Here is an 18,854-nt window from a genome sequence, read left to right as displayed (position 1 = left end):
ATCTATCGATGTTGACTTATATAAGCGATGACGAATAATCTCGCCACGTGCACGCCTTCGACGTCCTCGGTGATCCGGTGCGCCGCCGGATCCTTGAACTGCTCGCGAACGGGGAGATGACCTCCGGGGCGGTCTGCGCCGTCATCCGGGAGGAGTTCGGGATCTCCCAGCCCGCCGTGTCGCAACACCTCAAGGTGTTGCGCGACAGCGGCTTCGCGACGGTCCGCCCGGAGGGCACGAGGCGGTTGTACGCGGTGGATCCCGCGCCGCTGCGGGATGTGGACGAGTGGCTGGACCGCTTCCGCCGTTTCTGGACACCGCACCTGGACGCGCTCGGCACCGAGCTTGCCCGGGGCAAGCGAGAGCGCCGGCTCAAAGAGCAGAGGAGCGATCAATGATCGACGTCAACCATCAGATCAACGCCGCGCGGCGCCGGGTCGGCAGCCGCGTGCTGGAGGCCGGCGAGGCCCGCACCATCACCATCAGCCAGAGCTACGATGCCGAGCTCGACGACGTCTGGGACGCCTGCACGAACGCCGAGCGCATCCCGCGCTGGTTCATGCCCGTGTCGGGTGATCTGCAGCTGGGCGGCCGATTCCAGCTCGAGGGGAACGCCGCGGGCACGATCGAGCGCTGCGATCCGCCGAAGAGCTTCGCCGCGACCTGGGAGTACGGCGGCGAGATCAGCTGGATCGAGGTGCGGCTGACGCCCGAGTCCGACGGCCGTACGCGATTCGAGCTGGAGCACATCGCCCACGTCGACGACGAGCGCTGGGCCGAGTTCGGCCCGGGTGCGGTCGGCATCGGCTGGGACATGGGCCTCGTGGGGCTTGCCCTTCACCTCTCGGGTGCACCTGACGCGGCAGCGGAGGGCGCCGCCTGGACGATGTCCGAGGAGGGCAAGACCTTCATCACCCTCAGCAGCGAGAGCTGGCGGGACGCGAGCATCGAGGCCGGGACCGACGCGGCTGAGGCGAAGGCCGCCGGCGACCGGTGCACCGCGGCCTACACCGCGAACCCCGAAGAGTGATCAGTTGAGGCTGGGCGGCCGGTGCGCCAGGGGAGTGTGCGCCAGAGGGAGTGTGCACCAGCCGCCCCACTCGCCGCGGAGTTCCCCGTGCCGACCTCGACGGGGGACCGGCCGAATGTGTGATCATCCGCACCTTGACCCGGGGGTCCGGGCGGGTTCTAATGACCTCCGTGCTGCGAGAGACATGACGCTGACCGGGAGGCGGCGCCAGGCGGGCGGCACACCTTCACAGCCTTCGCACGACGACACCTGATTCCGTGCGCGGCTTCCTGATTCACCCATGACCCTTCGCGGGGCGTTCAGCCCTGCCCTCGGACGGCCGTGCCCACGCGGCCGGCCGCAGACGACCCTGAACAAAGGAGAACCACCAGCACATGACCAACGACTTCAACCGGCAGATCATTGAGGAGTTCCGTGCCAACGGCGGACGCGTCGGCGGCCCGTTCGAGGGCGCGGTCCTGGCGTTGCTGACCACCACAGGGGCCCGTACCGGCAGATCCCGTACGAGCCCGCTCGGCTTCGTCCGCGACGGCGACCGGCTGCTGGTCGTCGCGTCCGCCGCCGGGGCGCCGGTCCACCCGGCCTGGTATCACAACGTCGTGGCCAACCCCCGGGTCACCGTGGAGATCGGCGACGGCACGCGCATCGAGACGACCACGATGATCGCCGTACCCGCCCGGGGCGAGGCGCGTGACCGGCTCTTCGCGCAGGTGGTCGAGGTCGCGCCGGGTTTCGCCGACTACCAGGCCGGTACGTCCCGCGTGCTGCCCGTGGTCGTCCTGCATCCGACGGACGCGGCCGAGGAGGCCCGGCTGCGCGCGGTCGGGGACGAACTGGTGAAGCTGCACGGCTGGTTCCGCGAGGAGCTCGCCGCAATCCGCGACGAGGTGGCCAAGTACCTCGACGGGCGTGCCGCCGCCGCGACGATGCCCGTACCCACGCTGGAATCGGCGCTGCGTACGCGGTGCGTCGAGTTCTGCGACGGTCTGGAACGGCACCACACTGGCGAGGATCTCGTGGTGTTCCCCCATCTCCAGGGGCTCTTCCCGGAGCTTGGCCCGGCGCTGGAAAAGCTGCGCGACGAGCACCACGTGGTGGCGCAGATCCGCACCGAACTGCGCGCCCTGCTCGACGGGCTCGGCACGCAGGGCGAGGTGGTCGAGGTGGACGACGACGGGGCCGCCGAGGTGGACGCCGAGCGGATCCTGGCCGATCTCGATCGGCTCGGCGAACGGCTGGTGGCGCACCTCGACCATGAGGAAGCGCAGCTCGTCCCCGTGCTCAACGCGCTGGGCGACGCCCCGTGGCCGGACGTCACCGGCTGACAGCTGGACAGCCACCCCGCAGGCGACATGACCGCCGCCTGCGGGGTGGCCCTGGTGGCCCTGGTGGCGCTGCTCTGCGCCCTGCAACTGCCGATCGTGCTCCAGCAGGCCACGCGCCGCGCCTGGCCCGGTTACAACTGCAAGACGGCCGTGAGCGCCCGGGCGGTCTCGGGATGATCGGTCAGGAGGGCGTTCACCTCGCGCAGGTCAGGGCCGCTGGTGGGCTCGACGGCTGGTCGCCACATCGCCTCGTACCCCAGGAGGCTGGCCACGGCGTCACAGGCGGCCGGGTGGCTCACGAGGAGATCCGTGGCCGGACCGGTGGTCTGGACAGGTGCGGACGACGATGGCGGCTTGGGCGTGGACGTCCACGGCGGCACCCAGGCGTCGACGGCGGAGAGGGCGGCCGGGAAGGTGCGGCCCGCCTCCCGGACGAGCACGGGTACCAGCTCATGCGCCTGATCGCGCAGCGTCGTGATCAGCTTGGGCAGCCACGGGAGCAGGACGGTGTCCGGCAGGCGCGCGAAGGCCTTCGACAACACCTCGACCATGAACGGCGCCAGGGCCGGGGCGGGCTCGAGCGCCTGCACGAATCCGCTCATGTACTGCGGGAACGACGGTACGACGAGCGGGTTGGCGAGGAGCTCGTCGCACTTCGAACGGAGTTCGGACATCGGCATCAGGCTGAGCTGCGACTTGGCCGCCCACAACAGCGCGACCTTGGAGGGCGCCTCGGGATGCGACTGCTGAACGGCGAGTTCGAGCTGGGCGTGGTCGCAGCCGAGGGAAAGCGCGAGGCTCTCCATGCCGAACAGGAATCCGAGCATCGCCGCCACCTGGCGGACGCCGGTCTCCTCGTCCACGAAGGCGGTCGGCAGCAGGGTGCAGTAGTGCGCGTAACCGGCCGTGACGAATGACTGGCACCACTCCGGCAGCTCCGGCTCAGAGGCGCGGTAGTGGGTCAGCAGGCGCCTGATCCGGCGCAGGACCTCGGGTGCGTCGTCCACGGTGCGTTCAGCCGCGAGCAGCTCGACGGCCCGTGTGCCGAGCTCGTCGGTGAACCTCCGGCTGCCCAGATAGAGGATGGAATCCTCCACGGCCGCCAGCGCCTGCGCGGCGGTGGCCTTGGGCGCCCACACGGCACGGCGGAGGCGCCGCTCCAGCACCTGCTCAAGGGTGACGCCCTCGTAGCCGAGCTCGACGATCGAACGCTGGTGACGGCCGATCGCCAGATCCCAGCTCTCCTGGATCGAGCGTTCGCCCAGCCTGCGCGAACCCATGATGGGACGCACGGCGTCGCTCGGCAGCAGGCGGCGCAGGACCCAGAGCAGATCCGAGCAGGGCACCAGCTCGGGACGCGCGTCGAGATCGAGCAGAGCGCGCTGGATCGTGCGCTTCTCCAGGTCGAGCCCGAGCGGCTTCAGCCGGTCGAGCACGTCGCGGGCGAGTGGCGGCAACGCGTCGTACCCGACCTCGCCCACCCGGTCGCCGCCGAGCAGGATCTCGCACAGCCGCCGCACGTCGCGGCGGCCCGGCACGGCGTCCTTCTCGATGCAGGTGATCGCCGCGTCCTGGAAGTCGTACGGCGTCGGACGGGCACGGCCCCGCATGCCCGCGAGCAGGATGGACGTCTCGAACACCGCGATCGCGTCGGCGGTGCTGGCCAGGTAGCCGTTGCGCCGGGCCAGCCGGACGATGTCGACGCACCACCCGAGCAGCTCGGCCTCGTCGAGCTCGTCCAGCACGGGCGGGCGCGCCAGGAACCCCGACAGCCGGTCGGCGACCGCCTCCCGGGGCGCGGGGGTGCCGAGCTCGCGTTTGCGGCTCGACCGCTTGCGCGTGCCCTTCTGCCCGTCGAGCTGGAACGGGGTGAGCCCGCCGCGGGTCACGGCCTTGGCCCAGGTGGCGGCGGCGATCGACACCGACCCGGAAGCCAGGCCGAACTGCGCCTCGATGGCGGAGTGGCTGGACGGGATGAGCCCGTACTGCCAGCGCGTCGCCGTCCGCGGGCTGATCTCGAACTCCGTCACCTCCGCGCGCAGCCCGAACTGCTCGACGCGGCTGGCAGCGTGGAAGGCGCCGCAGACGTAGAGGCACTGCTCCGGATCGGCGCCGGACGTGGCCAGGTGCTCGCGCATCCGGGTCCACATGTAGCGCTCGCGGTCCTCGTCGCGGGCATGGGTGCGGTCGCCCGCGTCGGGGCGGAGCCGGCGGAAGAGGCTGCCGATCAGGACCATGACCTGGCGGTACGTGGCGTAGTCGGCACCGGCCAGGGGCTGCTCGACGTACTGGTCCCACCACTCCGACCAGTGCCGGACCTTGCCGTGGTGGAGCAGGTACGCCTCCAGCTCGGCGAAGCCCGGCCGCAGGTCACCGATCTCGATGCCGACGGCGTCACCGTGGAGCGCGGCCTCCTCGCCCTCTTCGGACGAGGGGGTTGCGAGCGCGACGGCCTCGGGTTCGGCTTTTTCAGCCTCGGCGTCGTCCGGCCCGGAGTTCTCCGGCTCGGGCTGGTCGCGCGGCTCCCACTGGAAGACGTGGTCGGTCGAACGGTCGACCAGCACCAGCTCGACGCCGGGAGTGTCGAGCGCGTACGCGATGGCCTGGTATTCGGCCGACGCCTCGGTGATGGGCGCCACCACGCTCAGCGGCGCCCAGTCGGGCGGGAAGCCGTCGATCTCGCTGGCGAACGCCTGCAGCGCGACCGGGAGCCGGCAGTTGCGCAGCTCGTCGAGCAGCGGCCGCAGGTCCTCGCATAGCTCCATGTAGATGACCTTGGGCTGCTTCTCGCGCAGGCGCCGCACCATGGCCAGCGCCGAAGCGGGCGAGTGATGGCAGACCGGAAAGATCTCCAGTTCCTCGCGCAGCGCCCGGTCGACGTCGTCGACCAGGCCCGACAGCAGGTCGGGCACGGCGCCGGGGCCACCGGCGAACGCCTCGGCGGCGTCGAGCAGTTGTGCGCGCAGAGCGCCGAAGGGTTCGCTCATGACAACTTGGCGATCGCCTCGCGGCCGCCGTCCAGGAACTCCGCCCACGGCCCGTCCTCGTCCTTCTTGCTCCGCGGTTCGATGACGCCGTGCCAGAACTTGTTGAGGATGGCCAGGTCTTCGGGGGTGCGCCGGGCGAGCGAGCCGACCAGCGAACCGGCGAGCGTCCGCGCCCGCAGCGTGCGGTCCCCGAAGAACTGGCTGTGCAGGATGGCGTCCTCGAGCACGCCGATCTGCTCGGCGGTGGACAGCGCCGACTCCAGCCGTTCGTCGTCGCTGGTGGCCGACGCCGCGGCGGCCCGCAGGTCGGCGAAGCTCTGCAGCAGGATGTCCAGCAGGGTGGGCGGCAGCTCCAGCTCCAGCTGGTGCCGCTTCAGCAGCTCCGTGGTGCGGAAGCGGACGATCTCCGCCTCGCTGCGCTTGTTGGTCACCACCGGGATGCGGACGAAGTTGAACCGGCGCTTGAGCGCCGACGAGAGATCGTTGACGCCGCGGTCCCTGCTGTTGGCGGTGGCGATGATGGAGAAACCGGGCTGGGCGAAGACGATGTTGTCGTCGTCGAGCTCGGGGATCGACACGTACTTCTCCGACAGGATCGAGATCAGTGCGTCCTGCACGTCGCTGGTCGACCGGGTCAGCTCCTCGAAGCGGCCGATCACGCCCTGCTCCATCGCGTTCATGATCGGTGAGGGGATCATCGACTCGCGGGACTGGCCCTTGGCGATCACCATCGAGACGTTCCACGAGTACTTGATGTGGTCCTCGGTGGTGCCCGCCGTGCCCTGCACGACCAGCGTCGAGTTGCGGCTGATGGCGGCGGAGAGCAGCTCGGCCAGCCAGCTCTTGCCCGTGCCGGGGTCGCCGATCAGCAGCAGTCCGCGGTCGGACGCCAGCGTGACGATGCTGCGCTCGACGAAGCTCCGGTCACCGAACCACTTCTGCGGGATCTCGCGGTCGAGCCCGTCAGAGGGCTCCGAGCCGAGGATGAACAGCCGGACCATCCGCGGGCTCAGCCGCCACGAGAACGGCTTGGGCGAGTCGTCGACGGACTCCAGCCAGTCGAGCTCCTCGGCGTACTTGACCTCGGCCGGGGCGCGCAGCATCTCGTCGGTCATTCTCCGGATCTCCAATACGTCCTGTACGGCCTGCAAGTCTGTGCAGTCCGTGGGGCCTTTGAGGCTTTGGCCTGTGGGCCCGTGTGTGCTGTGGGAATGCGTGCTGTGGGAAAGGGACGGCTGTCCTGTCGCTTCTGGAACGGATCAGCCGATGAAGTTCTTGAGCTCGAAGACGAGCTTGCGGATGTGGCCTGAGATCACGGGTGTGCCCAGGTCCTTGAGCTTCTGCCGGAACCACGGGTCGACGCTCTGGTGTCCCGAGCTGTTGACCGAGCCGACCGGGATGAACTTCACGCCCGACCGGTGCACCGCCTCGATGCCGTCGAACAGCGGCTGCGAGCGGTCGAACTCGTAGAAGTCGGAGATCCACACCATCACGGTGTTGGCCGGGTCGGTGATCTTTGGCCGGGCCATCGCCATCGCGACCGGGCCGTCGTTGCCGCCGCCGAGCTTGGTGCGGAGCAGCACCTCGAACGGGTCGTGCACCCAGGGCGTCAGGTCGAGCGCACGGGTGTCGAACGCGATGAGGTGCACGTCCACCTTGGGCAGCCCGGCGAAGATCGACGCCAGGATGGTGCAGTTGACCATAGAGTCGACCATCGAACCCGACTGGTCGACGACCACGATCAGCTTGGCCGGTGTGGTCCGCTTGGCGGTGTGCCGGTAGAACAGGCGGTCGACGTACAGCCGCTCGTCCTCAGGGCTCCAGTTGGTGAGGTTCTTCCAGATCGTGCGTTCGAGGTCGAGATTGCGGAACACCCGCTTGGGCGGCACCGAACGGTCGATGGTGCCCGCGCTGGTCTGCTGGACCTGCGTGCGGAGCACCTCGGCGACCTCGTCGACATACCTGCGGATGAGCGACTTGGCGTTGGCGAGCGCGACGCCGGACAGGTTGGCCTTGTCGCGCAGCAACTGCTCGATGAGCGACATGCTCGGTGTCAGCCGCGCCGCGAGCTTGGGGTCGGCCAGCACCTCGCGCAGCTTCATGCGCTTGACGAGGTCGCCTTCCATGCCGGACAGGACGCCCGACATCTCGCTCGCGCCCTCCTCACCGAGCGCCTGCTTGAGCCAGCCGGCGTCCTGCTGCCATCCGGCCAGCTGCCCGGCGGTCACGCTGCCCGAGCCGGTCGAGAAGACGTTGAGCAGCAGCTTGGAGACGAGCGCGGCCCTCCGGACCTGCTCCTGGGGCTGGGCGTCCTCGTCCTTGGGCGCCATCAGGTCCTGCAGCTCGGTGCCCAGAGCGGGGAAGCGCTGGACGATGTTGTCGACCGAGACACCGGGGTCGAGCAGTGCCGGAGGAAGGCCGAGGTCGTCGACGATCGCCACGCTGGCCGCCTCAAGTGAAGGCTGCTCGTCGCCGTCGAAGAGCCGGGCCAGGAGCCGCCAGTAGAGAACCTGCCGCCTGTTGGCGTTGGGGTCTGCGTTGGTATCGCTCATTTGCGCAGCAACCGTCCTGCCCGCTCGCGCAGCACGGCGACCGCGTCACCGGCCTTGGCTTCGGCCTTCACGACCTTGGGATCGGTCGGGCCCTGTGCCCAGTCGCCGGTGTGCGCCTCGACAGGTTTGCGCTTGACCGTGGCCTGCACGGCGAGCGGCTGGACCCGCCAGCCTCCGGCGTCCCAGCGGACGAGACCGATGCAGGCTGAGGAAGCAGCGACCAGCTCGGGCGTCAACGGACCGGATGCCGGCAGGCGATCCAGGTCGACCGTGAGGGAGTGCCCGTCCAGCGTCCAGCGATCACCGTCGGTCGCGTAACCCTCCAGCAGGACCGGCTCGGAGATGCGGATCGGATGGCGTTCGAGCGGTGGTACGGCTGGCGCGCTCGCGTTCGCGAGTTGGAGCCGCGCAGTGGCGAACGGATCGGCCGGGGCGCCCGCAGTCGCCTTGTCGTCCTGCCAGACCAGGTCGCCGCTGCTCGCCAGGGGCATGTCCACGAGATCGAGGCTCCGGCGCTCGGCGAGCGCGGTGAGCAGCATGGGATGCCCGTCCAGCAGCCGCCACACGGCCGGTCCCACGATCGTGTCGACCTTTGCCGCCGCGACACTGGCGCGGACGAGGCGGCTCGGCGCGCCGCCTGCCGGCTCCAGCACGCCATGGACCTGGATCTGCACGGCGGTGCCGTGCTCGTGCACGTCCGTCCCGAGGATGAGCAGCCGTCCGGTCACTTGTTCGACGGAGGCGGCGGGTTGCGCGCCCGGTTGCGACAGCAGCACGGCTCGCGTCCACAGGTCGGCCCATCGCCGGACGGGCAGCCGCGCCATCGTCGCGATCGGGCAGGACGCCCGGAGCTCCGCCGCCAGCCCGTCGAGCAGCACGGCGAGGCGCCGCAGGCCGGGCTCGGCGAGGAGTGCCTCCAGCGTCTGGTCGGACGAGGAGACGAGATCGTGGTCGACGCCCCGCCATCCGGTGATGGCCAGCTCGTGGAGCCAGGATCGGGAGCCGGTGAGCAGGTTGCCCGCGGATGCCGCCGGGGTTGGTGCCTCCTCCCACGCCGTCCGCGTACGTCCGAGCGCGGTGTCGAGCCGGTCGAGCAGCTCGTCGTGCACGGCCCCGAGAAGGGCGGTGCGCGCCCCGGCCAGGGCGGTGAGGTGCTCTTCACCGATGGAACCGGCGGTGACCTTGTCCGCGGCCTCGCTCGCGGCGGGCCCGAGCGGGCTCGTCGCCACGGCTCCGGCCAGCGCGGTCAGCGCCGCGGCACGCTCCTCGCCCAGCCTGGCGAACCCGTGCACGAGGGCGTCATCGAATCCCGCCACCAGATCGAGCGCCTCGGCGACGCCCGGCCGGTCTCCGTCGAGGAGTTGGGAGAGCTGTACGCCTAGCATCAGAGGACCGCCCTCGTGGCCGGGAACCAGTGCATCTCCGCCAGGGGCTCCGTCGTGACGGGCAGCTCCAGGTAGGCCAGGTAACGCAGGAACCTGCTGAAGACCACCGCTGCCGGAGCGGACTCGCGCGTGCCCTCCAGGCCAATGATCAGATGGTCGGTCTCATCGACCTCGATCTGCAGATAGCGGGCCACGCGCTCCCGTCCGTACTGCAGCACCGCCTCGTCGACGAGCGACCGGAGGTGCTTGCAGGGCGAGGAGCCGCCCAGGCCGCCGCACGGCCGGTTGTTGTTGGTGCTGCAGTTGAAACCGTGCGTCCCGGCGGTGATCGACGAGACGTACACGCGGGCGATGTCCGACCCGCTCGACACGACTCCCTGCAACCGGCCGTCCGCCATCTCGACGAAGGGAACCTTCGCCAGCTTGCGGGGCTGGACGGGCGGCACCACCCGTACGCCGCTGCCCCGTTCCCACGCGTCTTCGTCCGCGTCCACGATCCTCCTTAGCCCGGTGCCCGCACGAACCCGCCGACCGCACTCGACAATGCGGTCGGCAACCTATCTGGAGGCGGCCCCGGCGGATGCCAGAACCGGTTCGCTCACCGTCAGGACGATCCTTTCGAACGCCTACGACAAAACCGGTCCTGTCCGAGACAAGACCGGTCCTGTCCGCCGGAGCCCGGGCACGGGGCCCGGGGTCCCGGTCCGCCGGGGTCGGGGGTCACCAGGCGACCGCGAGGAGGATCGTCGCGCCGATGGCCACGTCGAAGACCGTGCACCACTCGGCGTAGCCCCGCGGGACGACCTTGCCGGTCCGGTGGTGAACGACGTCCCAGACCGCGTGGAGGAGCCATCCGGCCGCCACCAGATAGGGCGTGAGGCCCGGGTCCACCGACATCGCCACCGCTGCGAGGGCGAGGTAGGCGAGGAGGCCGCCCAACTGGATCGCCAGGTCGCGGGAACCGGTCAACGTCCGGCGTACGGCGCCGATCAGCAGGTACGCACCCGGGAGAACGAGCAGCGTCCACGCGGGCGGGACTGCGGGCTGGACCCAAAGATCGATGGTCATCAGGAGTGCCAAGCCCGTCGGCCAGCGGTGCTTGAGCTCCGTCAGGACGCGACGCCCCGTGGAGGCCGGGGTGGTCTCTGGTGCCGCCGTCGCGACCGCCTTCGCCCGTCCGTGGCCATGCTCGTGGTGGGAGCCTGCGTATTCCGTACGGCGGCGCAGCATTACCAAGAGCATCGCCACCAGCATCAGCATGTGGCCCCACATCATGAAGTCGGAGGCGGAAAGCGCTCCGGTCCAGAGGGCTGGGAAGAGTACGAGGAACGGCACGTACATCGCAGCGCTCATCTCCGCGATGCCCGGCCACGCGTGACCACGGACCCGCATCCAGATCGCCATGCCGAGGCTCATGTTCGTGGCCATCATCAGGGAATCCACGTCGGGCCGGGTGAGGAAGGCGGGTTCACCGAGGATCACGGAGGCGGTGTTCCAGACGCCCGCGAAGAGCAACTCGCCGACGATCATTGCGATGACCATCTCGACGTAGTGCCCGACGAAGCGGAGTGCACTGCGGCGACGCGAGGGTGTGTGGTTTTCGAGGGAATCCTGCCGTGGGATCTGCGTCATTGTTGTCATGGCTTTAGATTCCGGCGGGCGCGGTGCAAGCCACAGATGCGGATTGTCATCGGTCGCCCGTGCGGATCGCATGGTCCGGCCGTGCGTTCGTACAATCGCCGATGTGCCCGACCCCCGGATGCGCACGGCCAGGATGGCGACGTTGGCCATGCTGGGCATGGGCGTGGCCACCACTTTGGCCATGCCCGCCCTCGGCGCGTTGAGCGAGCCCAGTCCTGCGCGCGTCGTTACCGGCCTGGCATCCATCGTGGCGTTCACGGCGGCGCAGGCGTGTGTGCTCTACTCGGCGGTCACGCCGTCATTGTCGAGGTCCTTGCATCGTCGTTTCGCCTTGGCCTTCGGAGCCGCCGCGTTGCTGACCGTTCCGCTGGCCGGGCCGCTCGGCGAGGGATGGGAGACGTGGGCCTGGATCGGCGCCGCCGTCATCGCCACCGCACCCCTGCTCGCCGACCGTTGGCTGGCGGTGCCGGTCATGGTTGCGGCGCTCGCGACCGTGGCGGGGGTGGCGTGGTGGACCGGCGGGGAGATCGTCGATCAGGTCGTGCTGGCCCTGAGCGTCGGCCTGACTCTGATCTTTGGTGCGGGGCTGCACGTGTGGTTGTGGAACCTCCTCGTGGAGGCCGAGGCCGGGCGCGCGGCGCAGGCCAGGCTGGCAGCCGCCGAGGAACGGCTGCGCTTCGCGCGGGACGTGCACGACAACCTTGGCCATGATCTGTCGGTACTGGCGCTGAAGGCCGAGCTGGCTGAACGGCTCGGCCCGGTCTCACCCGAACGCGCCGCCGCCGAGGTGGCAGAGCTGCGCCGTCTCGCCGTGTCAGCGCTCGACGATCTACGGCGGACGGTGCACGGTTACCGCACGGTCGACCTGCGTGCCCAGCTCGACGCGACCCGGCAGGTCCTCGAGTCGTCCGGGGTTCGCTGTACGGTCACACATCCGGCGGAGGAACTGCCGCCCGAGGTCGCCGCACGGCTCGTCCCGTTGTTGCGGGAGGCGAGCACGAACGTGCTCCGGCACAGCCGGGCGGCCTGGTGTGACATCGAGATCGTCCAGCGGGAGGGCGAGGTGCGGGTGACCGTGACGAACGACGGGGCCGGGACGCCGGAGCCGGACCGGTACAGCTCGGGACTGCGGGGGCTTGCCGAACGGATGGCCGAGGGCGGCGGCAAGCTGTGCACGGAGGCCGTGGACGGCCGGTTCACGCTGCGGGCCGTACTGCCGGTGCAAGCATGATCAAGGTGCTGCTCGCCGACGACGAGGAGCTGATCCGGACCGCGCTGGCCGCGCTCCTCGGGCTCGAAGACGATCTGGAGGTGGTCGCCCAGGCGGGCGACGGCCGGGCGGCGGTGGAGCTGGCGTTGTCCCACCACCCGGATGTGGCGGTCGTCGATCTGGACATGCCCGGGCTCACCGGTCTGGAGGTGAGCACGGAGCTGGCGAGCGCCCTGCCGTCATGCGCGGTGGTCATCCTCACCGGGCACCGCAAGGCCCCGCTGCTCAAGCGGGCGCTCGACGCGGGGGCCAAGGGGTTCCTGCCGAAGGGTTCCCCAGGCGGGGCGCTCGCGGACGTGATCCGGCGGGTGCACGCGGGCGGCCGTTATGTCGACCCGGCGCTGGCGGCCGACGCGCTGACCGCTCCGGAATGCCCGCTCACCGAGCGGGAGCTGGACGTGCTCCGCCTGGCGGAGTACGACACCCCGGTCGCGGTGATCGCCAAGCGGACCCACCTGTCCAGCGGCACTGTGCGCAACTACCTGGCCAGCGCCGTCGCCAAGCTCGACGTGGGCACGAGAGGTGAGGCCTTCCGCCTGGCCAAGGACAACGGCTGGCTCTAACGGACCATCGTGGAGTCCAGGGCCCATCCGTCCACGCCGACCAGGCGCCGCTCGAACAACCACCGGTCGCCGACCGGCACCAGGGTGTCGCGGTAGCGTCCCCAGTGGTCCGGGCCGTGCGCGTTCATCACCAGGAAGTACGCCGAGGTCCGTGCGCGGAGCGGGGTGACCTCGTCGAACCGCAGATTGGTGACGAAGTGCCGGATGACGCCGGGCCGCTCTTCGCGACCTGGCGCCGAGCCGCGCTCAACCGCCTCCGCCAACATCCCCGCGATCGAGGCCCGGCCGGTGTGGGTCTCGCCACCGCGGATCTCCAGGACGCCGTCCTCGGTGAACGTCGCGACCAGCTCCTCGACCAGACCCCGGTCACCGGCGTGCGTGTAGGCCGCCAGCGTGTCGCGGACACGCTCGCGCGCCACCAGCTCCCAGGTCTCCACCGGCCCTCCACAGATCGTCGCGAGGCAAGAGCGTACTTCGCCAAAGCAGCCCCAATGCCACAGCGACCCCAACACCACGGCGGGCCTTACGCCACGGAGGGCTCTACGCCACGGCGGGCCCAACATCACGGTGGCTTCCCAAACGCCGCACCGCGCCAACGCTGGTGGCGTCGGCGCGGTGCTGGTCTTACGCGGGGCCTGTCTTGGCGGGAGGGGCGCGCCTCGTTCACTCGCGGGCGGCGATGACACCAGCCGGAGCGGAACGGAGGGCGGCGCGGGCCGGGACGGTCGTGGCCAGCAGGGCCAGCAGCGCCGATCCGCCGATGATCCCCGCGTACCCCGCCGGTGGGATGTGCGGCATGGCCGAGCCGGTCATGCCGGCGCTGAACGCGGTGAGCGTGACGAGCGCGATCGCGGTGCCGAGCACGGCGGCGATCAGTGTGACGGCCCAGGTCTCCAGGCTCAGCGTCCGCAGCACCTGGCGCTTGGTCGCACCGGCGAGCCGGAGCAGGGCGAGTTCGCGGACGCGGCCCGCGATCGCCATGGCGAGGGTGTTGACCATCGAGATGGCGGCGAAGGCGACGATCAGCGCGAGCGACAGGTAGTTGACCGCGGTGCCGCCGTCGGCCTTGTCCGGTGCCGTGGCGCGCTCCTGGACGTTGAGGCCGGGGAAGGCGGCCGTGGCCTTGCTCAGCGCGTCGCGGTTCACGCCCGGTGCGGACACCAGGACGGTCCCCATCGGCACATCCACATGGGCGGCCACGAGGGCGTGCGGCAGGGTGAAGTCCCCGAATCCCAGTCCGCGCTTGTAGACGGCGACCACGCGGAGGGTGACGGGTGTGCCGTCGGCCATGGAGAACGACTTCTTGTCGCCGACCTTGAGGCCGAGGTTCTCCCGTACGGCCATGGTGCCGTCGCCGAACTCGGCGAGGGAACCCGATCGCACGTCCAGGTCCATGGTCAGGTTGAGCCCAGCGGGCGTGACGCCCTGGACGCTGTAGGGGCTGTTGGTGGAGCGCACCCGGCTGTGCAGGATCTCGGTGACCGCTCGTACACCGGGCACGCGCCGCACGGACTCCGCGGCCGGGGCCGGGACTGCCGGGCCCAGGATGAAGTCGGCGACGTTGCCCGCCTGGGCCTGGGAGTCCGCGGCCCCCTTGACGGTGGTCTGCGCGAACAGCAGCGTCGAGGCCAGCGCGATCATGAGGGTGAGCGGGGTGATCACGGCCGCGAGGCGGCGCGCGCCGGTGTTCAGGTTGGCGGCGGCGAGCCCGCCGACGCCGCCCACCGCGCGCAGCGGCAGCGCGACCAGCCCGACGGTGACGCGGGCCAGGACCGGTCCCAGCAACCCGATCGAGGTCGCGTAGAGGAGCGCCGTCAGCGGCGTCAGCGGCCCGGAGCCCGCCTCGGAGTGGATGCCCCGCAGCACGAAGGTCAGCACGACGGCGCCTGCGAACACGACCACACCGGCGACGACCCGGGTCCACGGCGTGCGTGCCGGGGCCAGCGCGGCCTCGCCCAGCGCCTCGACTGGGCGGAGGCGGGCGACGCGGCGGGCCGAGATGCGGGCGGCGAGCCAGGCGGCCGCCACCGTCACCGTGATGGCGACGATCGGTGCGAACGGGCCGACCACGAGCGGCAGGTTGGCGGGGATGGCGTCGAGGTCGGCGAACGCGCCGTGCAGCCAGGAGCCGAGGAGCAGTCCCGTCACGGCGCCGGGGATCGTCGCCCCGAGCCCGACGAGCAGGGCCTCCTTGCCGATCATCTGGCGGAGTTGCCGGGGCGTGGCGGCGATGGCGCGCAGCAGAGCCATCTCGCGTTCCCGCTGCTGGATCGCCAGGCCGAACGTGCCGACGACGGCGAGGAGGGCGACGATGAGCGAGGTGCCGCCGAGGGCGGCGCCCATGCTGATGAGCTTGACGCGCCCGCTGTCACTGCCGAGGAACTCGACCCGTCCGCGGTCCTTTCCGGTCTGAACGGTCGCGCCGGACTCGCGTACCGCGTTCCGTACGGCCGTGGCGGTGGCCGCGGTGGCGTCGGCGCTAGCGGGCCAGACGCCGATCGCGCTGACCTTCCCGGCGTGGCCGGCGATGCGGCGTGCCTCGGCGGTGGCGAAGAACATCACGGTCTGGTTGTCGAGGCGCTGGGCGGTGACGCCGACGACGCGGTAGGTGCCCGCGCCCAGGGACGTCAGAACGTTCACCTTCGCGCCGACGGGCCGTCCTGCCGATGCGTCCACCACGATCTCGTCGGGGCCCGCAGGTGCACGGCCGGCCTTGAGCGTGAACGGGGTCAGCGCGGCGGACTCCCAGCCGTGCCCCTCGACCGCGCCCGCGCCGGGAACCATGACGGGGAAGCTGACCTCGGTGACGATCGTGCGGACACCGGGGACGGCGCGGAGCCGGGCGGCCGTGGATTCGGGGATCCACGCGCGGGCGGTGTTCGGCTTGGACTTGCGCTTGAACTCGCCGTCGCCCTTGTCCTTGAGGAAGTGCGACTGGGGGTCTCCGGCGACCACGACCGGGGTGCCCGCGTACCGTTCGGGGGCCACCTTGCCGCGCAGGCCGGTGTCCATCAGCATGCCGCAGGCCGTGACGAGCGCGGCGGCGCAGAAGAGGGCGACGAAGGCGCCCGCGAACGCGGCGCGGCGGTGCCGCAGGGTGCTCAGTGCGAGAGAGAACATCAGACGTACGCCCCCAGCCGGGTCATGCGCTCGGCCACAGCGGAGGCGGTCGGCGCGCTCAACGAGTCGACGATGCGGCCGTCCGCCAGGAAGAGCACGGTGTCGGCGTACGAGGCGGCCACCGGGTCGTGAGTCACCATGACGACGGTCTGGCCAAGGGTGTCCACGGTCTCGCGCAGGAGGGTCAGCACGTCCCGGGCGGTCATGGTGTCCAGCGCACCGGTCGGCTCGTCGCCGAAGACCACCTCCGGCTTGGTGATCAACGCCCGGGCGATCGCCACCCGCTGCTGCTGCCCACCCGACAGTTCGGCAGGCCGGTGGGTCGTCCGGCCGCCAAGCCCGACCCGCTCCAGCGTCTCGTTCAGCCATGCCCTGTCAGTGCGGCCGCGCGCCAGCCGCAGCGGCAGCGTCACGTTCTGCTCGACGGTCAGCGAGGGAACGAGGTTGAACGCCTGGAACACGAAACCGACCCGCTCGCGCCGCAACTCGGTCAGCTTCGTCTCGTTCATCCCGGACAGGTCCGTGCCGCCCAGCCGCACGGTGCCCGCGGTGGGCTTGTCCAAGCCGGCCGCGCAGTGCAGGAACGTGCTCTTACCGGAACCCGAGGGGCCCATCACCGCGGTGAAGCCACCCTTGGGCAGCGTGACCGAGACCTCCCGGAGGGCGGCCACCGCGCTCTTCCCCTTGCCGTAGACCTTGCTGACGGCGTTCATCCGCACCGCTTCGTTGATCTCAACTGCTTCGCTCATGCCCTCTACTCTGCTGACCTGCGGCTTCAGTCAACAGAGATGTGATCACCGATCACCTATGACGTCGTCATGGGTGCGACTGTGACGGAACCGGTGACTGGATCAGCGGCGGGCTCCAGCATCGCCGTGACCCGGAATCGCCCGTCGCCGACGAGGCGCGCGTCGAGCTGCCCGCCGAGGGCGCCCAACCTGGTGGTGAGGTTGCCGATGCCCGAGCCGGGCGGTGTGACCTCGGACGGGCTGCCGTCGTTCTCCACGACCAGCCGGTCCGCGCCCACTGTGATCTCGCAGTGGCGGGCCGCACTGTGCCGGAGCATGTTGGTGACGGCCTCCCGGAGGACCGTGCTCAGCACGCCCTCGGCGGCGGACGGCGGGGCGCCGTCCCGGACCACCCGGACGTCGATCCCCGCCGCGCTGAGTACGGAACGGGCCGATGCCAGCTCGGGTTCGAGCTCCAGACGCGGGGCGGCTCCGGTCACGGTCTCCATGTCGGCGCGGGCCCGTACGGCCATCTCGACCACGTCGGCGAGCTCGGCCTGGGCACGGTCACGGTCGACGGCGAACAGCCTGCGGGCGAGCTCGCCCTTGAGCAGGAGCGCGGCGAGGCTGTGCCCGAGGAGGTCGTGCAGGTCGCGGGCGGCGCGCAGCCGTTCCTGCACGATGGCGGCGCGCGCGACCCCGGCACCGGCGGCCCGTAGCTCGTCGGCGAGCTGGGCGAGCCGGACCAGCCCGTACACGACGAGTCCGGTCACCAGCACGCTGACCACGGAGTTCACGATCACCGGGGTGCCCAGATCCAGGGACCACGCGATCAGCCCCATGCTCGTCATGACGACCACGACCAGCGGCCAGGCCACCGCCGCGGGCAACGCCACCAGCAGCGTGCCCGCCAAGAAGCCGGGCAGCCCGCCCCACGCCTTACCGAACCACACCAGCGGCACATAGCTCAGCACGGCCTGCAACAGCAGCAACCAGACCCAGTGGTCTCCACGCGGCCGGGTCCAGCGGAGTTGGAGCAGCACGACGAGGGTGAGGCAGGGTACTGCGGCCAGCAGTGTCCAGGGGGTCGTCAGCAGGAGGAACGCCTTCGCGCAGAATCCGGCGAGCACGACGGCGAGCAGCCCCGCCGCCAGCCGGTGTTCACGGCTCGCCTCGGCGGCGGGCGCGGGCGCAGAGATGATCGCGGCTTCGACGGTGAACCGGCCGTCGGGCCCCAGCCCGGTACGCAGGTGACCGCCTACCGCCTCGACCTGTTCGGCCAGCGGGATGAGCGCCTCGGCCCCGAGCGCGGCCGTGGGCACCCCGTCGTTCGTGACCCGCAGGACGACGAGGCCCTCGCTCTCGGTGGTCTCGATGGCGCAGTGCCGCGCCGTGCCCTGCCGTACGACGTCGGTGACGGCCTCCCGCAGCACGGTGGCCAGCAGGGCGCCCGCCTGCCCGAGGGGCTCCTCATGCCCGACCCGCACCGTGGCCTCGATCTCCGCCGCCGACAGCAGCCCACGCGCTGCGGAGATCTCCGGGGTCAGCGAGAGGCTGCGCAGGTCGGCGGCGGCGGACCGGGCGGTGGCCAGCGACCGGCGGGCCACCGCGAGCACGTCCTCGAGATTCTCAGGCCGGGCGGCGGCGATCGTGTCCAGCCCGCGGCCGACGCTCTCGTTGAGCTCGGCCGCCATCCGGAGCCGTTCCTCCTCGACCGCCACCAGCGCCAGGGTGACGCGCGCGGCGTGCACCTCGTCGATGCGGTCCGTCAGCCGGGACAGCCCGTACGTGACGAGGGCGATCAGCACCGGCGTGATCGTGAAGTCGAGGAGGTTCGGGATGGACTCGGCTCGTGTCGCATGGATGACGGGCACGGTGAGCCCGGCCACCAGGGCGGTCCGCCATGCCGAGGCGAGGAGCAGCGATCCGATCAGCAGCCCGATGATCCCGACCGAGACCCCGGAGGCCAGCACCGCCACGTACACCAGGAGGGCCTGGAGCGCCGTCACGCCGCGGGTCTGGAACCGCCGGAGGGACGACAGCACGTACCGGAACTGCAGCCCCAGCACCGCGAGGGTGAGCGGCACGACGACGGCCGCCTTGCCCGGCCCGCTGATCGCGCCGAGCGCGTACACGCTCACCAGGCTTCCGAGCACGGCGATGGCGATCGTCCGCGCCGTACGCGGATGCACCTCGGCGCGTGCCGCCAGACTTCCCTGCAACCGACCCCCAAGCCCTCGACGAGGACAAAAG

Annotated in this window: 16 protein-coding genes; 6 read left to right on the top strand and 10 right to left on the bottom strand. The window is 70.8% G+C overall.

Annotated elements, in window-relative coordinates; genetic code table 11:
* Positions 1-47 precede the first annotated feature (47 nt).
* From ACH34W_RS26235 to ACH34W_RS26220, 4 genes are all read left to right on the top strand, one after another.
* Positions 48-398 (top strand): ArsR/SmtB family transcription factor, encoded by a 351-nt coding sequence (locus ACH34W_RS26235; RefSeq protein ID WP_395963710.1) that lies wholly within the window; start codon positions 48-50, stop codon positions 396-398.
* A complete protein-coding gene (locus ACH34W_RS26230) occupies positions 395-1,030 on the top strand; it encodes an SRPBCC family protein (RefSeq protein ID WP_395963709.1) in 636 nt (211 codons plus the stop codon). The genes ACH34W_RS26235 and ACH34W_RS26230 overlap by 4 nt, the downstream gene beginning before the upstream one ends.
* A gap of 374 nt (positions 1,031-1,404) precedes the next feature.
* On the top strand, positions 1,405-2,355 hold the full coding sequence (locus ACH34W_RS26225; protein WP_395963707.1) for a nitroreductase/quinone reductase family protein: 951 nt from the start codon (positions 1,405-1,407) through the stop codon (positions 2,353-2,355).
* 27 nt (positions 2,356-2,382) lie between these two features.
* Positions 2,383-2,532 (top strand): hypothetical protein, encoded by a 150-nt coding sequence (locus tag ACH34W_RS26220; protein WP_395963706.1) that lies wholly within the window; start codon positions 2,383-2,385, stop codon positions 2,530-2,532.
* Here the strand turns inward: ACH34W_RS26220 and ACH34W_RS26215 are convergent.
* From ACH34W_RS26215 to ACH34W_RS26190, 6 genes are all read right to left on the bottom strand, one after another.
* The gene (locus ACH34W_RS26215; protein ID WP_395963704.1) at positions 2,487-5,342 is read right to left on the bottom strand and encodes a DUF5682 family protein; all 2,856 of its coding nucleotides are present in this window, start codon (positions 5,340-5,342) and stop codon (positions 2,487-2,489) included. The genes ACH34W_RS26220 and ACH34W_RS26215 overlap by 46 nt on opposite strands.
* Positions 5,339-6,457 (bottom strand): AAA family ATPase, encoded by a 1,119-nt coding sequence (locus ACH34W_RS26210; protein ID WP_395963703.1) that lies wholly within the window; start codon positions 6,455-6,457, stop codon positions 5,339-5,341. The genes ACH34W_RS26215 and ACH34W_RS26210 overlap by 4 nt, the downstream gene beginning before the upstream one ends.
* Before the next feature lie 144 nt (positions 6,458-6,601).
* Complete coding sequence (locus ACH34W_RS26205) at positions 6,602-7,894, bottom strand: VWA domain-containing protein (protein ID WP_395963701.1); 1,293 nt, start codon at positions 7,892-7,894, stop codon at positions 6,602-6,604.
* Positions 7,891-9,279: a hypothetical protein gene (locus tag ACH34W_RS26200; protein ID WP_395963699.1), complete on the bottom strand. Its 1,389-nt coding sequence runs from the start codon at positions 9,277-9,279 to the stop codon at positions 7,891-7,893. Before ACH34W_RS26200 ends, ACH34W_RS26205 begins: the two co-directional genes overlap by 4 nt.
* Positions 9,279-9,773, bottom strand: a complete 495-nt coding sequence (locus tag ACH34W_RS26195; protein WP_395963698.1) for a hypothetical protein — start codon at positions 9,771-9,773, stop codon at positions 9,279-9,281. Before ACH34W_RS26195 ends, ACH34W_RS26200 begins: the two co-directional genes overlap by 1 nt.
* A 226-nt stretch (positions 9,774-9,999) precedes the next feature.
* A complete protein-coding gene (locus ACH34W_RS26190) occupies positions 10,000-10,920 on the bottom strand; it encodes a DUF6010 family protein (protein ID WP_395963696.1) in 921 nt (306 codons plus the stop codon).
* A 103-nt stretch (positions 10,921-11,023) separates the two neighbouring features.
* Here ACH34W_RS26190 and ACH34W_RS26185 point away from each other — a divergent pair, with 103 nt between their 5' ends.
* Together ACH34W_RS26185 and ACH34W_RS26180 are read left to right on the top strand one after the other, a co-directional pair.
* A complete protein-coding gene (locus ACH34W_RS26185) occupies positions 11,024-12,151 on the top strand; it encodes a sensor histidine kinase (RefSeq protein ID WP_395963694.1) in 1,128 nt (375 codons plus the stop codon).
* Positions 12,148-12,753 (top strand): DNA-binding response regulator, encoded by a 606-nt coding sequence (locus ACH34W_RS26180; protein ID WP_395963693.1) that lies wholly within the window; start codon positions 12,148-12,150, stop codon positions 12,751-12,753. The genes ACH34W_RS26185 and ACH34W_RS26180 overlap by 4 nt, the downstream gene beginning before the upstream one ends.
* Here the strand turns inward: ACH34W_RS26180 and ACH34W_RS26175 are convergent.
* The 4 genes from ACH34W_RS26175 to ACH34W_RS26160 all read right to left on the bottom strand — a co-directional run bounded on the left by ACH34W_RS26175 (position 12,750) and on the right by ACH34W_RS26160 (position 18,823).
* Entirely contained in the window at positions 12,750-13,190 is a 441-nt protein-coding gene (locus tag ACH34W_RS26175) for a nuclear transport factor 2 family protein (protein ID WP_395963691.1), read from the bottom strand. The two genes, ACH34W_RS26180 and ACH34W_RS26175, sit on opposite strands and share 4 nt — an antisense overlap.
* Positions 13,191-13,416: 226 nt before the next feature.
* A complete protein-coding gene (locus ACH34W_RS26170; RefSeq protein ID WP_395963690.1) occupies positions 13,417-15,873 on the bottom strand; it encodes an FtsX-like permease family protein in 2,457 nt (818 codons plus the stop codon).
* Positions 15,873-16,622, bottom strand: coding sequence for an ABC transporter ATP-binding protein (locus ACH34W_RS26165; RefSeq protein ID WP_395963689.1), 750 nt, complete (start codon positions 16,620-16,622; stop codon positions 15,873-15,875). Before ACH34W_RS26165 ends, ACH34W_RS26170 begins: the two co-directional genes overlap by 1 nt.
* Before the next feature lie 56 nt (positions 16,623-16,678).
* A complete protein-coding gene (locus tag ACH34W_RS26160; protein ID WP_395963688.1) occupies positions 16,679-18,823 on the bottom strand; it encodes a sensor histidine kinase in 2,145 nt (714 codons plus the stop codon).
* Positions 18,824-18,854 lie beyond the last annotated feature (31 nt).

It is taken from the genome of Actinomadura sp. 6N118 (assembly GCF_044326415.1).
GTDB lineage: Bacteria > Actinomycetota > Actinomycetes > Streptosporangiales > Streptosporangiaceae > Spirillospora.
Note: the sequence above shows the minus strand (reverse complement) of the source record. Positions and strands in the feature narration are given on the sequence as shown.